Here is a 15,145-nt window from a genome sequence, read left to right on the forward strand (position 1 = left end):
TTCTATCTCTTTCATACCTTTATTTCCTTAACTTGACGCGTATGGACCACCAAACAGGCTGCGAAGTAGTAAATAATCCCAAAAATCTAAACCTCTATCATTGTATACATGTATATGTGTAGTCTGAGGGCCTGTAGGTTGTGTGTTATTCCCTGCGTTATATTGATCATTTCTGCTTCCTGTATCGTGCCTATTGCTTGAATTTGGATATGTAAATTCTTCATACACATTTTTAAAATTCTCCTTGCTCCAAGTTAAATTCGGTGTATTATTACAATACTGTAGAAACCCTTCAATATTATTATTATTACCTAATTTCTTTATATAGGCTAACGCATACCTTTTTAAAACACTATCACTTGCTACCATAAATACCCTCTTAAGTTAAGATTAAATTAATAAATATTTATTATAACAAGATAACATCTACTTGTCAACTTGAGCCTGATTCAAGTATCCGTTCAGAGTGTGGCAGAAGAACTTATTCAAATAAAGTAGGTGGTAAAATATAAACATTTTATAAAGTGAAAAATGGACTTTTCAGACCACTGCCGAGCTAAAAAAGCCCTAAAAAACGTGATACTTAGGCCACTTCTTGCTTAAGCTGTACAATTTCAGCTTGAGAAAGGCCAGTGGATTCAGCTATTAAATTAACAGATACACCAGCTTTAAGTAAATTTTTTGCAACTTCGATTTTTCCTTTCTCTATACCTTCCTCAAGTTTGTATTCAAGAATGGCTTCTTCTTTCCGCAGATCCATTATTCTTTCTTCATATGCTACTAAATCTTTTTCATTCCAGCTAAACCTGTCTAATTCATCGTAGGCTAACTTTATTATTGGTGCTTTTTCTGCTATTTTCCTTAAGTCTTCTTCCGTAGTTTCATCTGCATATTGTTGTCTAAGTGAAGAAGGTCGCCCCTCCTCACTCGACTTCAAAACCGTACGTGAGACTTTGCGCCTCATACGGCTTCTCTCCAATTTGGTGCTTTTCATGCACACCTCCTGTATAATTCATCGTGACAATGTCCATGTAACAAAGATAAGTTTTTGATCATATTGTTTCGTCTATTCCGGTCTTTGTGATGTATTTCTATTGTATCATCACTTTTAAACCATAGTCTACAATTATCACATTTACTTTGTTGTAACTTCAATAGTTTTATTACTCTTAATGGCTTATCTGGTATTTTTCTCAGACGTTTACCCCAATATACCCAATCACCATCATATGGAGATCTGGTTTTTTGCACTTTGTTTAATAACATGATCGCTGTGTATAATAAGATGTATCTTGTTACTTGTCATAAAACTCCAGTTATCGTTATTATACTTTTTAAAGTATTTTCTTTTTATCCAGCATTTCCCTTTGTTTGGGTGCCTAAAGACTGCCCACTTCCAGAGCTTTCTATGTATAGTATTATCCAATGAGCTAAAGATTTTACATGAAACTACCGAAGAGTAATATTGACTCCATCCTCTGTTTATTGGATTGAGATTCCTTATTATTACTTCCTGTGGCGCCCCACGCATTTCTCTAAGTTTATGTTTAATAGCAAATGTATGCTGCTTTATAGAATTACGACTTGGTTTTATTAATAATGTGTAACCTTTTTTACTTTCTTTTGTTGGATATTGTCTTATTGAAAATCCAAGAAAATCAAATCCTGGTTTTGTTTCGTCAATGGTTCTTAATGTATGAGAAATTCTTGTTTTAGAGGGCTTTAATTTTAGTCCAATGGTTTCTAACCATTCTTCAACTAAAATTTTTGCTTTAAGAATAATCTCTTCGTTTTCATGTATGATGACAAAATCATCACAGTAGAAAATTACACTAATAGACTTTTGCGCGTTTTTATGCGATATCCTACCATATTTTCTTTTCATGCATTGAAAGAGTTCGTTTGTTAATGCTTTTTTGATATGTTGCTCTAATCCGTGTAATGCAACACAAGCTAGCAACGGTGCCTCCTTGAATTGTACCACGTTTTGTGGATTGAAACTTTCCATCTTCCATAACGCCTGCCCTTAACCATCTTCTTATGATTTTCTTTAACGTTGGTGTGGTTTTCAAGCAGTTTATTATGGTTAATATTGTCAAAACATCCAGAAATATCAGCATCTAATACATATGCTGTTTTCTGTTTTAGCACATCAAATATGGCTTCAATTGCATCATGACATGATCTACCAGGTCTAAAACCATAAGTGTTTGGCTCAAGTTTTGCCTCCCATTCTGGTTCTAAAGCCATTTTTACAAGTGTTTGTGATATAGTAGGTATACCAAGCGGGCGATGCTCCGATGGCTTACCAGGTTTTGGGATTCAGACGCGTCTTGATGGCTTTGCTTTTTCTTTTATATCTAAAGAATATGATAGTTGTAATCTTTCTTTTTGATTAAGATTAGCCTTTCCATCAATACCTGCAGTCTTCTTCCCCCTATTGTCCTGTGTTACTTTCCTAACAGCGAGTGTTTTTGCACTTGTTGATTTGAGCAATAATTTTTGAAGATTATGCATCTTTTTGATGTCATTACATTTAGAAGCTTGGTAAATTCGTTTTTGTAGCTTAAATGAAGATTTCTTCAGCTTTCGCCAAGGAATTCCATTCCATTCATACCTAGCTTTTTGCTGGTCCATAACATATTCACTACTATTCACCACTTTACCTTCCAAATTAAAGTGTTTACGTCTGCATATCCCAGATATTACTTTGGGCATTAGCTTCTTCTTCCACATAGCAGCTTGTGGTTGGCTACCTACTTATATTTAATGAATATAAGAGCTTTTATGTGGTTACTCCGTTCCATAGCTTCGTTTCACGTTAAACTTAGATTCCTACTATTTGCCGGAAGCTGGGAACATCAATAACTAAAGTCTTCAATCTTTAGTTCCCCTTTTGCTTCGTACCATTTTGGTCTATGCGTAGTTCAACCTCTTTTCGCATACTATGCTTTGACGACAATTCAAACATAGGTTCCTCTCGTAATCATATCTAACTCTGTTTGCAGGATGAGGTTTAGTGTTACCTGCTTTTATCTCATGCTTGCATCCCAAAGGTTGCCATCTTTTGAAATGTGAGACATACATTATCCCCGATGTCTAGGGAAGATGGAATTTAACCATCACAAAACCACGGCTTTCCGGGTCGCACTGAAGAAAAATAACCAACGATCCACTATGCTTTCTAGCTGTTCTTCCTTATTCTTAGGAAATTTAGGTAGTTCAATAAATACAAATTGAAAATCTTTTAAGTCATGTTCATAGGTAATTTTATCAAAAGTAACGTGATCAGATTTGTAAGCCAGCTTGTTAGGAAATAAGATAAAATCGGCGATAGCAATAAAAATAACTCCTTTAAGATCTTGATCACCTTTGTGAGCTTGACTTGAATAAGCTTTAGCAGCATAGTATTGAGCGCGTTTCTCAAAACCTTTATCACGAGCAAACTGGTCAGGTAAGGAAGCAGTATTACTACTACTCCCTCCCTTAGAAACCTTACTATTACCCACAAATATGAGGTTCGTGAGCAAGTCGCCATCCTTCTGCTAAATCAAAGAGACGTTTATATCCTTTCCAAAGAGTAATTGGTCCTGGTTTTGGGTCATTTTTTCTTGCTAAATGGCCTCCAAGTTCATAAAACAGCTTCTTTTATGTTGGGAACTACACTTGGACATGGTTTTCTGTGTATTTTAACGTATAAAACTTTCCATTCTTCTTCAGCTAATAAGGTAGTACATGGTAATGTTGGGTTAGCTCTTGCAATTGATGTAATAAAGAAGATCCTCCAAGCAATAATACTCATAACTGTTAGATATCTCATTAGTCTTTCTGCTATTCCAAGCCTACATTCTTCAACTTTGAGACCGAATTTAAAATTTTATGTAATATCTCTATTTTCCATCTAAGGCAATACCAACTAATTTTTTCAACAGCTTCATCGAAAGTATTAACTGAAAGATTCGTTAATAGCATCCATTCTAGCGGTTTTTTTTTAAGGGAAGGGGAGTTTTCTCAACAACATAAACTGCATAAAGTGGTAATTTAGGTAGTTCTTCCGTCTTATGCCTAATATTATTCTTAGATGGATTCATCATAAACTTTCCAAATCTAACTTCCAAACGTGCTGTTCTTTTTGGCTTATTATCTTTTACAGGAACTTCAACTTCTACCGTACCTGTACAATGAGAGGATTTAATAAATGCCCATAACTTCTGCTCACCTTTTTCAGGATATCGAGATTTTCTATTTACTGCTCTATCTCTGCATGCTCTAACTAGCACTGCCGAATTAAGATTATGTGCAAGCTCAAAAAAGTCATATATATCTGCTTCTCTATCGCATACAGTTATAGTCTCAGTTTGAGTTGGATCAATAATATTATTTGTTTTTCTTAAAGTTTCCAACCACTTTACGCTTTCTTTATCTTCAATGCGATCGCTCTTTTTTTTAAGGTTCTCAGTTTCTTCAGGTCTTGAATAAACTTTTTGATCTAGTATCCCTAGTACCAAACCTTCTATACTAACGGCAAGAGCTGTATGCATTATAATACCTTTTGCAGTATCATAACTGGACAAATTTGCTAATCCGCTTGTTTTTTTATGGTTATTATATACAATGTAACTGGTATCTTGAATGACAAGAACCCTCTTGTGAGCTTTTGTTCTCTCAACCGTCTTATTAATATGTGTAGCTAAAATATCACTTTCTTTTACATTCTCATTTTGAAAAAAACGGTATGCTGCTTTTGCTTCTGACCAACTTCCGCATGCCTCATTAATTGAGCTTTCAGGTAAACTTATCAAACTATCAGCAATCTTTACTAATCGGTCAGTTAATCTTTTATCTCCAAATTCATTTTTAGCCCATTCATTACTCTCGTTTGCCATTTTTATACCCTCAATATTTGCAAACTTTAATATTGTAATACTTTATTTATAAGTACATTTATATTTGTGGGTAATAGTAAGATTTGATATGCTGCCAACACTTATGTTCAAATTAAAAATGTCATTTATGATACTAGCCACTTCACGCTTTGAGTTTTTGTAAAATCCGCTGAGTGCTGCAATTATAGACTTAACCCTTGGACCAAATGTATCTGGCGTAACACCTTCTGGTAACTTGCTACTTTTTCTTTTTCTGCATCTCCAACAACGACCATGTTCCAATTACTACATAAGGCCTAATTTCCGGAAGATCAACTTTTTGGTGAACATAAGGTTTTTCGCATATTACAAGCTCTCCTCCGCATTCGCAAATATTAGGCAACTCTATTTTTACTACTTTATCCGCTTCCATTGTGGCATGAAAATTTCCTTTATGCCCAACCTGATCGCCAACATTCCTTTCGCTTTTTGGCTTGTCCTTTTTTATTTTGTATAGCTCTTTTGAGCTGGGCAGGGATGAGTTTTTTGAATTTAAACCAAGCCTCTCTTTCAACTCAGCGTTCTCAATCCTCAAGGCCTTATTTTCTGCCTCTAACTCTTCTATCCTCCCTTCCAACTTTTCTATTTTTTGCTGTAAATTTTTGCAGAGTTCTCAAAGGTTTACCACATTACCTCACTTTTGCTCTATGATTATCTTTATTATCTTGCTTTGTCTACCTTATTCTACCACTCCGCTGAACGGATACAATTTACTAAACAGAAAAAAAGGCAAAAGAAACCCTAGGGTAGCTAGTTATTCACTATCCATTTTTTAAGTTGGCGTTTTTTAATGTTTTAAATAGCGCGTTTCAGCTTGTGTAGGTAAAAACCTAGAAATATTGTGAAGACATAAGGTGCACATAGTGCAAAAAATTAAAAATAAGACGCCAACTACGTTGTTTTCTTGCTGTTTAATCTGCACAGATGAAGATAACTGAATACCTTCAGTTTCATGATAAGGGGGCTGGCGAAGGGTGTCAAGCAAGTTTTTTCGTTTCTATTTCCAATAAAAGTTTGTTATATGGTTATGCAAGAAGTCTATTATAAATGAAATGAATGTGAAAAATATCTTGTTAGCACTTTTAGTACAAATGATATTCAGTTTGCCGCTATTTGCAGCTGATCCTGTTTTGCTCAACTGCATTAAAACTCCGGAAATATATGACCTTGATGCAAGGCCAAAAAATTTTAGCTCTTCAAACAATTTAAGAAGGAAACCTGGTTCTCCAAATAGTGCAATAGGGGAATTAATACACATAGTGGGTAGAATTACTGATATAAACTGCTTACCAATACAAAATGCTGTAGTTTCTATATGGCACGCGAATTCACGCGGCGTGAACCATTACGATAAGAATATAGAGGATGATCCGAATTTTGCTGGATCAGGAAGGTTTGTAGTGAATAATCTTGGCTATTATAATTTTATTACGATAGCACCTGGTAAAATTGGTGATAGAGCTCCACATATCAACTTTCTAGTTCAACATCCGGATTTTCCGGAATTCACAACGCAAATGTTTTTTGTTGACCATAATTGCGATAATTGTGCTGATCCTGTTCTTGGAGATTTTGTTAGTAATGGGCTTGCAAGCCTTCTCATAACACCATTTACTTACAGTGATCAGGTCATAAAAACCTATACGTTTAACATTACCTTGGGCGGATATAATAAGTTCTCTAATAAAAGATAAAAAACCCTTGCATGTAAGGGAGTCCATAGTAAACTTGAGTGTTATTGTACTTAGGATGTATATGAAAAATATCTTACTGATGTTTTTGCTGTGTTTTATGTACAGTTTACAATTATTTGCAACGGAGATGCCAGCAATGAAAATAACAATTTCTAAAATTTCGCCCGATTTTAAAACAATAGTAACGGGTTTATTTGAGGACAACGAAACCGTAAATGATGGCGGAGTTTTGCAAGGAAAACAGATCATGGATAATATAAAGCAATTTAGCAATTTCAATGGAAGTTTTGGTGAATTTTTCTCTACTACTTTGCCAGAAGAAAAAAATGTCATAGTTGTTGGACTTGGTAAGAAGGATGAATGGAATGAAAATAAAGAATTAAATATTGGTGGTAAAATATATTGTGAGCTAAGCAGATTAAAAATTAAAAAAGCAGCGGTTTTAATCGAAGGTAGTGCAGCAAATGTTGCATATGGTGCGTTTCTGCGTAGTTTTAAGTTTGATAAGTATAAAACTAAAAAGGATGAGAAAATTACAGAGGTAGAGGAGATTACCGTATTAGTAAAAGATGAGCAATTAAGTAATGCTGAAAGATCATTTGAGCACTCAAGGCAAGAAGGTGAGAGTATATTCCTTGCGCGCTCTTTTATAACAGAGCCTCCTAACATTCTATATCCAGAATCCTATGCTGATCATATAAAAAAAGAACTTACTAAGCTTGGCCTTGAAATCGAGGTGCTTGATAAAAAGCAGATGGAAGAGAAAAAAATGGGAGCCTTGCTTGGAGTTGCACAAGGAAGTAGTAAAGAACCAAAATTAGTAGTGATAAAATGGAATGGAGCTGCTAAAGAACAAAAGCCAATAGCTTTTGTTGGTAAAGGCATAACGTTTGACACTGGTGGAGTATCACTCAAACCTTCACGTGGTATGGAGTCGATGAAATATGACATGGCAGGCTCTGCTGCTGTGGTTGGGGTGATGCATGCTTTAGCAGGACGAAAAGCAAAAGTAAATGCGATCGGTGTGGTCGCACTTGCAGAAAATGCAGTGGGTGGTAATGCTCAAAGACCAAGTGATGTAGTAACTTCAATGTCTGGACAGACAATAGAAGTGTTGAACACCGATGCAGAAGGAAGGCTCATACTTGCAGATGCTTTGTGGTATACGCAAGAGAGATTTTCACCACAATTTATGATTGATCTTGCAACTTTAACTGGTGCTATAGTGGTTGCGCTTGGAAATAACGAATATGCTGGTCTTTTTTCAAATAATGATGAATTAGCAAACCGTCTGATTGATGCAGGAAATGAAGTAAATGAGAAGTTATGGCGTTTTCCTATGAATGAAACTTACGATAAAATTATTGATTCACCGATTGCTGATGTGCAAAATATCGCTCCTGCGGGCTCTGGCGGAGATAGCATAATGGCTGCACAGTTTTTACAGCGTTTTGTGGATGAAACTTGCTGGGCACATTTAGATATTGCAGGCACTGCTTGGCACGAAAAAGGTACTGACATTTGTCCAAGAGGAGCAGTAGGTTTTGGTGTAAGGTTACTTAATAAGTTGGTTGAAAAGTACTACGAAGCCAATGATTAAAGATCTTTATCTGGATTTATGGCTTGACTTACAGCTACATGAACGTTTATTTTTGAGGCGCAGCAAATGAAAGTAGCTGATACATATTTCTTTTTTTCTGGATTCCAGTGTCAGCTACTTTCATGACACCCTGACAACCGTCATCCCGCTACTTGTTAGCGGCTGAGATACCGCGAATGAATCGCGGTATGACGGTTCGTGGCGGCGTGACGATAAGCTCGTCATCCCGCTGCTTGTTAGCGGGATCTAGAGATACCGCGGCGGTATGACGTAGGACTGCTGTCACCCCAGTGCTCCTTTTTTTGTCATCCAAGTAGCCTCCTATGGTGTCATCCCAGTGCCCAGACACTGGGATCCAGTTGAGCTATTTCAACAAAAATACTGCATTTTGAGATGAACGTTTATTTTCACCAGATTATTTACAAGTATAACAATTAAAGTCTGGATTCCAGTGGGCTTTGTTGCATAGCAACTGAAAAAATCTGGTGGCTACTGACAAAATTCATTATAAAATAGCCATTTAACCTTGAAAGAAAAAATATGCCACAAAAAATGAGGGTCAGTAACCATAGCGAATATAACAAATTTCTAGAAAAAAGAGGAAATATTTTTCATTATATCAACGAAGCCATAGAAAAGTGGTACGAGAATGGTCCAAAAATACCAGGTGGCAACAATATTTATAGCGATAAAGTTGTAATTTTGGTGCACATAATAACTTGTTTATTTAGAATAGGCCTGAGGCAAACAGTTGGGTTTATAGCAGGATACCTTGAGCAAATTGGGAAAAATTTGCAAGTTATCAGCTATTCACAATCATCAAGAAGGTTTAAGAAACTCAATATTAAGATCAATGATTGCAGAAAATAATATGGAAGATATCGAAATTGCTATAGACAGTACAGGAATTAGTATATACAACAACACTCCTGGTCATAGCAAAGAAAATAGCGAAGATAGAAAGTATCGCAGCTATGAACAGACAAGAAAATTGCATGTAATGTTGAATACAAACAGCAAAAAAGCCATAGCTGTAAAATACAGTAACGGCTGATCACTATGGAGCTTGTGATTTGCTAAAAGAAGTCGATTTTCAGTATGTCATAAAAGTACTATATGCAGATAGGGCATATGACAGAGAAAAGCTCTATAAGCTGTGTAATCAATATGGTATAAAAACGAAAATTCCTCCGAAAAACAACGCAGCAGAGCATCCAAAGTTAGACTATATGGCTGAGAGAAATTCTGCAGTCAAGCTCATAAAGTCATATGATGAAGATGGTATAAAGAAGTGGAAAAAAGAGATGAGTTATGGAAAAAGATCTTATATAGAAAGTTTTTTCTCGCGACTGAAACAAACATTCGGGTTTAGTTTTAGGAATAAATCTGAGACAAATAGAGAGAAGGAACTACTTGTTAAATGCTATTTGCTCAATAAGTTCACTGATATTGGTATGGCTAAATTTGAGATAGCTTCATAAATTTATTGTGCGTTACCTACTATCCGAAGAGCGATGCAACAAAGCCATTCCAGTGTCAAGCACTGGAATGACACCGTCTTGGATGGAAACCAGTGTTGGCTACTCGGATGACATCATAGGGGCGCTGGGATGACACCCTGACAATCGTCATCCCGCTGCTTGTTAGCGGCTAAGAGATACCGCGGCGGCATGACGTAGGGAAACCGTTTTTTGGGTTAGCTATAACAGTAGTCAGGAAACAATAGCTTAAAAAGAGACTTAGTGTTAAATTTCTAATAGATTACTTATAAAAACAAATCTTATGGAAAGCAGAGCTAAGGCTTGGTTCATTTGGCTGATTAGTAACTTGGTTGTTATATTCAGCAACATGCAGATAATTTATACCTTTATAAGTGTAAATCTCGAAAAGGAACTTGGACTTACAATCGCGCAAGTTGCACTGGCTAATTCAGCATATACTTGGACTTTCGCCATCTTACAATTTTTTAGTGGAGCAACGTTTAATGTTTTTTCCAGTAAAAAAATTTATTTTTTCTCGTTATCAACTATGATCTTGGGGTTTTTTGTCCTTATTAATAGTGACAATTTCTCCCATTTGATTTTGTCTCAAGTGTTGATTGCAACTGGAGCATCATTTGGTTTTATTGGTGCTGCTCACACAAGTAGCATATGTTTTTCCGCTGCCCAATTTGGACTAATGTTTTCACTAGTGCAGACAATTTCAAGCCTTTCTGCTTTGGTAATTCAAATACTGTTCTCTAACTTGCTTGCCGAAGATGCATATTGGAAAAATCTGATTGTATGCATAATACTATTTGGTGTGTTGATATTTGTACTTACGCTTTTTTGTCCAAACACACTTCCAGAAAGCAGCTCAGAAAAGCGCACAATAAAAAGCTCTATGAAGACAGTAATGTGCTCTATATTAACAGTGCTAAAATTAAGAGATATCTGGATAACTTCAGTGGTGGGTGCTATTACTTTTGGAACATTTTTAGCACTTAATACCTTGTGGGCTCCAAGGTTACTGGGCAACTCAGAACTCAATGCAATGGAGTCAGGTATAGCAACTGCAATACTATGGCTTGGTCTTGCAGTTGGTGCTCCAATTGCAGATCGAATCTCAAACTTATTTAAAAATAGGAAACATGTAATTTCTGCTTTTGCTTTATTGCAAGGCGTCTCAATTATTATTTTACTATACAGCCATTTAACAGTCCACGTTGTGTACTTTTGTATGTTAATGTTCGGGTTTTTTGCGGGAGGACATATGCTTAATTTTACTGTCGGCAGCGAGATTGTGAAACGAAAATACATCAGCACATCATCATCCATTATCAATGGATTTATGTTTATTGGCAGTGGAGTTATAGTGTCAATGTTAGCACTTTTTACAGATCATAAAATGGCACTTTTTGCAATATTTGCGATATTGATAGTTGCCGGTATTTTAAATTATGCAACAAAAGAGACATACTCTAAAAAATAAAGTAGCTGAATCTCGAGTCGATTGCTATATTATATTTACGTATTGTAATATTTATCAATAATGGATCACGTTACAACAAAAGACACAACAGTAACTAAGGCAACGATAGCTGGAGATATAAACCAAGAAATAGGATTATCAAAGGAAGACTCTGTTTCGATAATAGATGATATATTGGACGAAATAAAGACAAGCTTGGTAAAGGATGGAATAGTAAAAATATCGTCATTTGGAACATTCTTGGTTAAGAAAAAGAAGGAAAGACCAGGAAATATACCAAATACATCGGAGAAAGTGATGATTCAGGCAAGAAATTCAGTTTCTTTTAGGCCTTCAAAAATTATAAAAAAATCAATCAATAATTAATGAACAAGGAAAAATTATTTTATACGATTGGGGAAGTAGCTGAAGAGCTACATTTGGAACAGCATGTTTTGAGATTTTGGGAAGGTCAATTTCATCAAATTAAGCCTACAAAGCGTAAAGGAAGAAGGCTATATGATCGCAAGTGTATAGAGGCCATAAAGAAAGTAAAATACATGCTATATGATAAAGGATATACAATAAAAGGAGTGCAAAAAGAATTTGGTAATGATATAAAAGTCACAAAGAATTTGTTGCAAGAACTCACCGATTTGAGGGACTATTTAACTAGTAAAATAAATAACGAGGAAAGTAACAAGCAGGCGTGAAACACTACGTCTCGCTAAAATTTTGGAGTTTTGTGAGAGTTTAAAATGTTGCATATAGCCTCATTTCTTATGTTATTAGCAATATTAATAGGCTGTGGCCTGCAAAAACCTGCACCTGTGCTGCTTAAAGGCGAAGAATTTTACGGAAAAAGAGATCTGGAATATACAAGAGAGTACCATTTAATTAGGGAGCCTTCAGTGCAAAAAGAAAGTAGAAAAGCCATCATAAATAGGATATACAAAGATAACAATAATACACAAAATGTGGGGGTAAATTGTAAATTTGTAATGCCAGTTAAAGGTTCAGCTACCTCTTCTGATGAAATGTGTAAGGATGGCATAAAAATTGCTGCTCAAAATGGAACGAACGTAGTTTCCTCTGCACCAGGTAAAGTGATATATGTAGGCAAAGGGCTGAGATGGTATGGGAATTTAATTATAGTGGAACACAAAGATAATTACATGACTGTGTACTCCTATTTAAAAAACATACATGTTGAAATTGGCGATAAAGTAAAGCAAGGTCAAGTAATTGGATCTGCAGGTAAATCAAGCACACAAGATAAAGATCCACAGATGTGTTTCACAATACGACATAATGGCCAAGCGGTTGATCCTTTGATGCATATGAACTGTAATTGAATTTGGATTTATATGAAATATGATTTTAAAAGTGTTGAAAAATTTTATCAAGATAAATGGGATTTTTCTGTAAGCAAGAGTGGTAAACAAGAAAAGTGTTACGTGTTGGAAATGTTTCCATATCCATCTGGTAAAATTCATATGGGACACTTACGTAACTATGCAATAGGGGATGTGATAGCGCGTTACAAGAGAGCTAATGGATTTGAGGTTTTGCATCCAATTGGCTGGGATGCGTTTGGATTACCAGCTGAGAATGCAGCAAGGGATAACAATATTAGCCCCGAAACATGGACAAAAGAGAATATAGATAATATGCGTACACAGTTGAAATCTATAGGTCTTTCTTATAATTGGGAGCGTGAACTCTCCACATGTGAGCCTGATTATTACAAACACGAACAAAAATTTTTCCTGGATTTTTTAAAGCATGGGCTTGCCTATCGAAAAGAATCATGGGTTAACTGGGATCCAGTGGACCAAACAGTGCTTGCAAATGAACAGGTGGTTGATGGAAAAGGATGGCGATCAGGTGCAGTTGTTGAAAAACGTAAGTTGTCCCAATGGTTTTTAAAGATTACTGATTTCGCTGAAGATTTACTCAAGTGCCTGCAAAGTTTGAAAAATTGGCCAGAAAAAGTCAAAACAATGCAGGAGCGTTGGATAGGAAAATCTGAAGGAGCAACTATAGAGTTTGAAGTAGTTGGCCTGAATAAGAAATTAAAAGTTTTTACAACTTATCCTCATACTTTGTTTGGGGCTTCTTTTTGTGCAGTGGCAGCAGAGCATCCTATTGTGCAGGAATTAAAGAATGGTTCTTCTGTTGTCATCCCAGTGCTTGACACTGGGATCCAGGAAATAAAATCGAAAAGAGAGAACGATGAAAAAATAGGAGTTTACACCGGATTAAACGTCAAACATCCATTTCTTGATAAGGAATTGCCGCTTTACATAGCGAATTTTGTGTTGATGGAATATGGGGAAGGCGCGATTTTTGGTTGCCCTGCACATGATCAGCGTGACTTTGAATTTGCACAGAAATATAATTTGCCGATAATTCCCGTTATTTCTTCAGCCCACTTAGGTGTCATTCCAGCGCGTGACCAGAATTCTTACAATGGATCCCAGTGTCAAGCTACTCAGATGACAAAGGAGGCGTATACTGGAGACGGGACAATGTTTAACTCCGAATTCTTAAACGGATTAATGGTTAGTGAAGCAAAGGAAGCCATAGTTAAAAAATTTGAAGAAAAAAAAATAGGCAAAAAAACAATAAACTATCGTTTGCACGATTGGGGAGTTTCAAGGCAGCGTTATTGGGGATGCCCTATACCTATCATATATTGCAAAGATTGCGGAACTGTTCCAGTGCCAGAAAAAGACCTTCCTGTAGTTCTACCAATAGATGTAGAATTTACAAGTGGTGGCAATCCGCTGGATAAGCACCCAACTTGGAAATTTGTTGATTGTCCAAAGTGCGGAAAGCAAGCAGAGCGTGAAACTGATACATTCGACACCTTTTTTGAATCTTCCTGGTATTTTGCTGCATTCTGTAGTGAAGATAAATCAATAGACAAAGATGCATGTAATCGTTTTATGCCTGTTGATTATTATATAGGTGGGATAGAACATGCAATTCTGCATTTGCTTTATTCAAGATTTTTCTGCCGTGCTTTAACCAAATGTGGCTATTTTGATATTAAAGAGCCTTTCTCTACTTTAATCACTCAAGGAATGGTCTGCCATGCAACTTATAAAGACGAAAATGGTAAGTGGCTATTTCCCGCAGAAGCAAAAGAATTAATAGCGCGAGGTGCAAAAGTTCAAGTGGGCAAAGTTGAAAAAATGAGCAAATCGAAAAAGAATACAGTTGACCCAAACTTTATCATAGAAAAGTATGGTGCTGATACTGCTCGCTTGTTTGTGTTGTCCGACACTCCTCCGGAGAAAGATATGGAATGGTCCGATGATGGTGTGGAAGGTTGTTCTCGTTATGTAAATAAATTGTGGCGTATGGTCATGCAGCTAAGACCTGTAAATATACACTATGATAATGAAAATGTTACGGGTGGACTTCTAGAGTACAGAAAAAAAATTCATAAACTCTTACACGGACTTACAGATGACTTGGAAAACTGCAGATTAAACTGTGTAGTGGCAAAATTTCGTGAGATGACGAATTTAATAGCTGAAATAGACGTAAAAACTGGAAAATCTCTTATTGATGAAGGTATATGTATATTAATCAGAGTAATCGAACCATTCATACCACATCTAGCTGAAAGCCTATGGCAAGAAATAGGAGGTCAACCTTGGCCAAAAGCTGATGAATCATTATTAGTTGACGATACGGTAACTATAGCAGTGCAAATCAATGGAAAATTACGTACAACAATCAAGGTGGCAATTAACTTACCTCAAGAAGAATTGAAGAAAATAGCGATAGACTCTGTGTCCAGTAAGATCGATCAAAGCAAAGTTCGCACTGTATATGCTGTACCAAATAAGATAGTAAATATAGTTATATAAAAGACCTGAGTAGTACGTTTTATATAATCTGATTTTATGGCTATACTTTTTTTGACATGTAGTTATATCTTTTTTAATATAAAGGATATATAC

The 15,145-nt window shown here is 35.9% G+C and carries 15 protein-coding genes and 4 pseudogenes; 10 read left to right on the forward strand and 9 right to left on the reverse strand.

Annotated elements, in window-relative coordinates:
- Positions 1-27: 27 nt before the first annotated feature.
- The 9 genes and pseudogenes from AAGD87_RS05980 to AAGD87_RS06020 form a co-directional block, all read right to left on the reverse strand.
- The gene (locus AAGD87_RS05980; protein ID WP_265024226.1) at positions 28-369 is read right to left on the reverse strand and encodes a hypothetical protein; all 342 of its coding nucleotides are present in this window, start codon (positions 367-369) and stop codon (positions 28-30) included.
- A gap of 214 nt (positions 370-583) precedes the next feature.
- Positions 584-895, reverse strand: a pseudogene (locus AAGD87_RS05985) (hypothetical protein); the annotation flags it as partial.
- Between the two features lie 95 nt (positions 896-990).
- Positions 991-1,251 (reverse strand): HNH endonuclease, encoded by a 261-nt coding sequence (locus AAGD87_RS05990; protein WP_341817490.1) that lies wholly within the window; start codon positions 1,249-1,251, stop codon positions 991-993.
- On the reverse strand, positions 1,226-2,008 hold the full coding sequence (locus tag AAGD87_RS05995; RefSeq protein ID WP_341817491.1) for a group II intron maturase-specific domain-containing protein: 783 nt from the start codon (positions 2,006-2,008) through the stop codon (positions 1,226-1,228). Before AAGD87_RS05995 ends, AAGD87_RS05990 begins: the two co-directional genes overlap by 26 nt.
- Positions 1,954-2,322, reverse strand: a complete 369-nt coding sequence (locus AAGD87_RS06000; protein WP_209473350.1) for a reverse transcriptase/maturase family protein — start codon at positions 2,320-2,322, stop codon at positions 1,954-1,956. Before AAGD87_RS06000 ends, AAGD87_RS05995 begins: the two co-directional genes overlap by 55 nt.
- Positions 2,323-2,658, reverse strand: a complete 336-nt coding sequence (locus AAGD87_RS06005; protein WP_209473178.1) for a reverse transcriptase N-terminal domain-containing protein — start codon at positions 2,656-2,658, stop codon at positions 2,323-2,325. It lies immediately after the preceding gene.
- Positions 2,659-3,152: 494 nt separating this feature from the next.
- A pseudogene (locus AAGD87_RS06010) lies at positions 3,153-3,494 on the reverse strand (PD-(D/E)XK nuclease family transposase); the annotation flags it as partial.
- 7 nt (positions 3,495-3,501) lie between these two features.
- A pseudogene (locus AAGD87_RS06015) lies at positions 3,502-4,886 on the reverse strand (IS4 family transposase).
- Positions 4,887-4,940: 54 nt separating this feature from the next.
- Positions 4,941-5,511 (reverse strand): annotated as a pseudogene (locus AAGD87_RS06020) (DUF6444 domain-containing protein); the annotation flags it as partial.
- Between the two features lie 466 nt (positions 5,512-5,977).
- Between AAGD87_RS06020 and AAGD87_RS06025 the strand changes: the two are divergent.
- From AAGD87_RS06025 to leuS, 10 genes are all read left to right on the forward strand, one after another.
- Positions 5,978-6,619, forward strand: coding sequence for a protocatechuate 3,4-dioxygenase (locus AAGD87_RS06025; RefSeq protein WP_155968861.1), 642 nt, complete (start codon positions 5,978-5,980; stop codon positions 6,617-6,619).
- Positions 6,620-6,716: 97 nt separating this feature from the next.
- Positions 6,717-8,219, forward strand: a complete 1,503-nt coding sequence (locus tag AAGD87_RS06030; RefSeq protein WP_174515790.1) for a leucyl aminopeptidase — start codon at positions 6,717-6,719, stop codon at positions 8,217-8,219.
- A 540-nt stretch (positions 8,220-8,759) separates the two neighbouring features.
- Positions 8,760-9,089, forward strand: a complete 330-nt coding sequence (locus tag AAGD87_RS06035; protein WP_007548762.1) for a transposase — start codon at positions 8,760-8,762, stop codon at positions 9,087-9,089.
- Positions 9,073-9,273 (forward strand): hypothetical protein, encoded by a 201-nt coding sequence (locus AAGD87_RS06040; RefSeq protein WP_010082383.1) that lies wholly within the window; start codon positions 9,073-9,075, stop codon positions 9,271-9,273. The genes AAGD87_RS06035 and AAGD87_RS06040 overlap by 17 nt, the downstream gene beginning before the upstream one ends.
- A gap of 19 nt (positions 9,274-9,292) precedes the next feature.
- Positions 9,293-9,700, forward strand: coding sequence for a transposase (locus tag AAGD87_RS06045; protein ID WP_007548764.1), 408 nt, complete (start codon positions 9,293-9,295; stop codon positions 9,698-9,700).
- Positions 9,701-10,067: 367 nt separating this feature from the next.
- Positions 10,068-11,189 (forward strand): MFS transporter, encoded by a 1,122-nt coding sequence (locus AAGD87_RS06050; protein ID WP_264373699.1) that lies wholly within the window; start codon positions 10,068-10,070, stop codon positions 11,187-11,189.
- 60 nt (positions 11,190-11,249) lie between these two features.
- Positions 11,250-11,555 (forward strand): integration host factor subunit alpha, encoded by a 306-nt coding sequence (locus tag AAGD87_RS06055; protein ID WP_006279881.1) that lies wholly within the window; start codon positions 11,250-11,252, stop codon positions 11,553-11,555.
- Entirely contained in the window at positions 11,555-11,881 is a 327-nt protein-coding gene (locus tag AAGD87_RS06060; RefSeq protein ID WP_006279880.1) for a MerR family transcriptional regulator, read from the forward strand. Before AAGD87_RS06055 ends, AAGD87_RS06060 begins: the two co-directional genes overlap by 1 nt.
- 45 nt (positions 11,882-11,926) lie before the next feature.
- Entirely contained in the window at positions 11,927-12,523 is a 597-nt protein-coding gene (locus tag AAGD87_RS06065) for a M23 family metallopeptidase (protein ID WP_341817492.1), read from the forward strand.
- Between the two features lie 12 nt (positions 12,524-12,535).
- Positions 12,536-15,052 carry a leucine--tRNA ligase gene (gene leuS, locus AAGD87_RS06070; protein WP_264339279.1) on the forward strand — a complete coding sequence of 839 codons (2,517 nt, stop codon included), beginning with the start codon at positions 12,536-12,538 and terminating at the stop codon, positions 15,050-15,052.
- The last annotated feature ends 93 nt before the right edge of the window (positions 15,053-15,145 follow it).

Source organism: Wolbachia endosymbiont (group A) of Pherbina coryleti (assembly GCF_964026875.1).
Classification (GTDB): Bacteria; Pseudomonadota; Alphaproteobacteria; order Rickettsiales; family Anaplasmataceae; genus Wolbachia; species Wolbachia pipientis.

Bases quoted from the DNA above. Each gene is read 5' to 3' on its own strand.
- AAGD87_RS06060 (WP_006279880.1), top strand. From the start codon at position 11,555: ATGAACAAGGAAAAATTATTTTATACGATTGGGGAAGTAGCTGAAGAG.
- AAGD87_RS06050 (WP_264373699.1), top strand. From the start codon at position 10,068: ATGCAGATAATTTATACCTTTATAAGTGTAAATCTCGAAAAGGAACTT.
- AAGD87_RS06040 (WP_010082383.1), top strand. From the start codon at position 9,073: ATGATTGCAGAAAATAATATGGAAGATATCGAAATTGCTATAGACAGT.
- AAGD87_RS05995 (WP_341817491.1), bottom strand. From the start codon at position 2,008: ATGGAAAGTTTCAATCCACAAAACGTGGTACAATTCAAGGAGGCACCG.
- AAGD87_RS06035 (WP_007548762.1), top strand. From the start codon at position 8,760: ATGCCACAAAAAATGAGGGTCAGTAACCATAGCGAATATAACAAATTT.
- AAGD87_RS06025 (WP_155968861.1), top strand. From the start codon at position 5,978: ATGAATGTGAAAAATATCTTGTTAGCACTTTTAGTACAAATGATATTC.
- AAGD87_RS06030 (WP_174515790.1), top strand. From the start codon at position 6,717: ATGTACAGTTTACAATTATTTGCAACGGAGATGCCAGCAATGAAAATA.
- leuS (WP_264339279.1), top strand. From the start codon at position 12,536: ATGAAATATGATTTTAAAAGTGTTGAAAAATTTTATCAAGATAAATGG.
- AAGD87_RS05980 (WP_265024226.1), bottom strand. From the start codon at position 369: ATGGTAGCAAGTGATAGTGTTTTAAAAAGGTATGCGTTAGCCTATATA.
- AAGD87_RS06065 (WP_341817492.1), top strand. From the start codon at position 11,927: ATGTTGCATATAGCCTCATTTCTTATGTTATTAGCAATATTAATAGGC.
- AAGD87_RS06055 (WP_006279881.1), top strand. From the start codon at position 11,250: ATGGATCACGTTACAACAAAAGACACAACAGTAACTAAGGCAACGATA.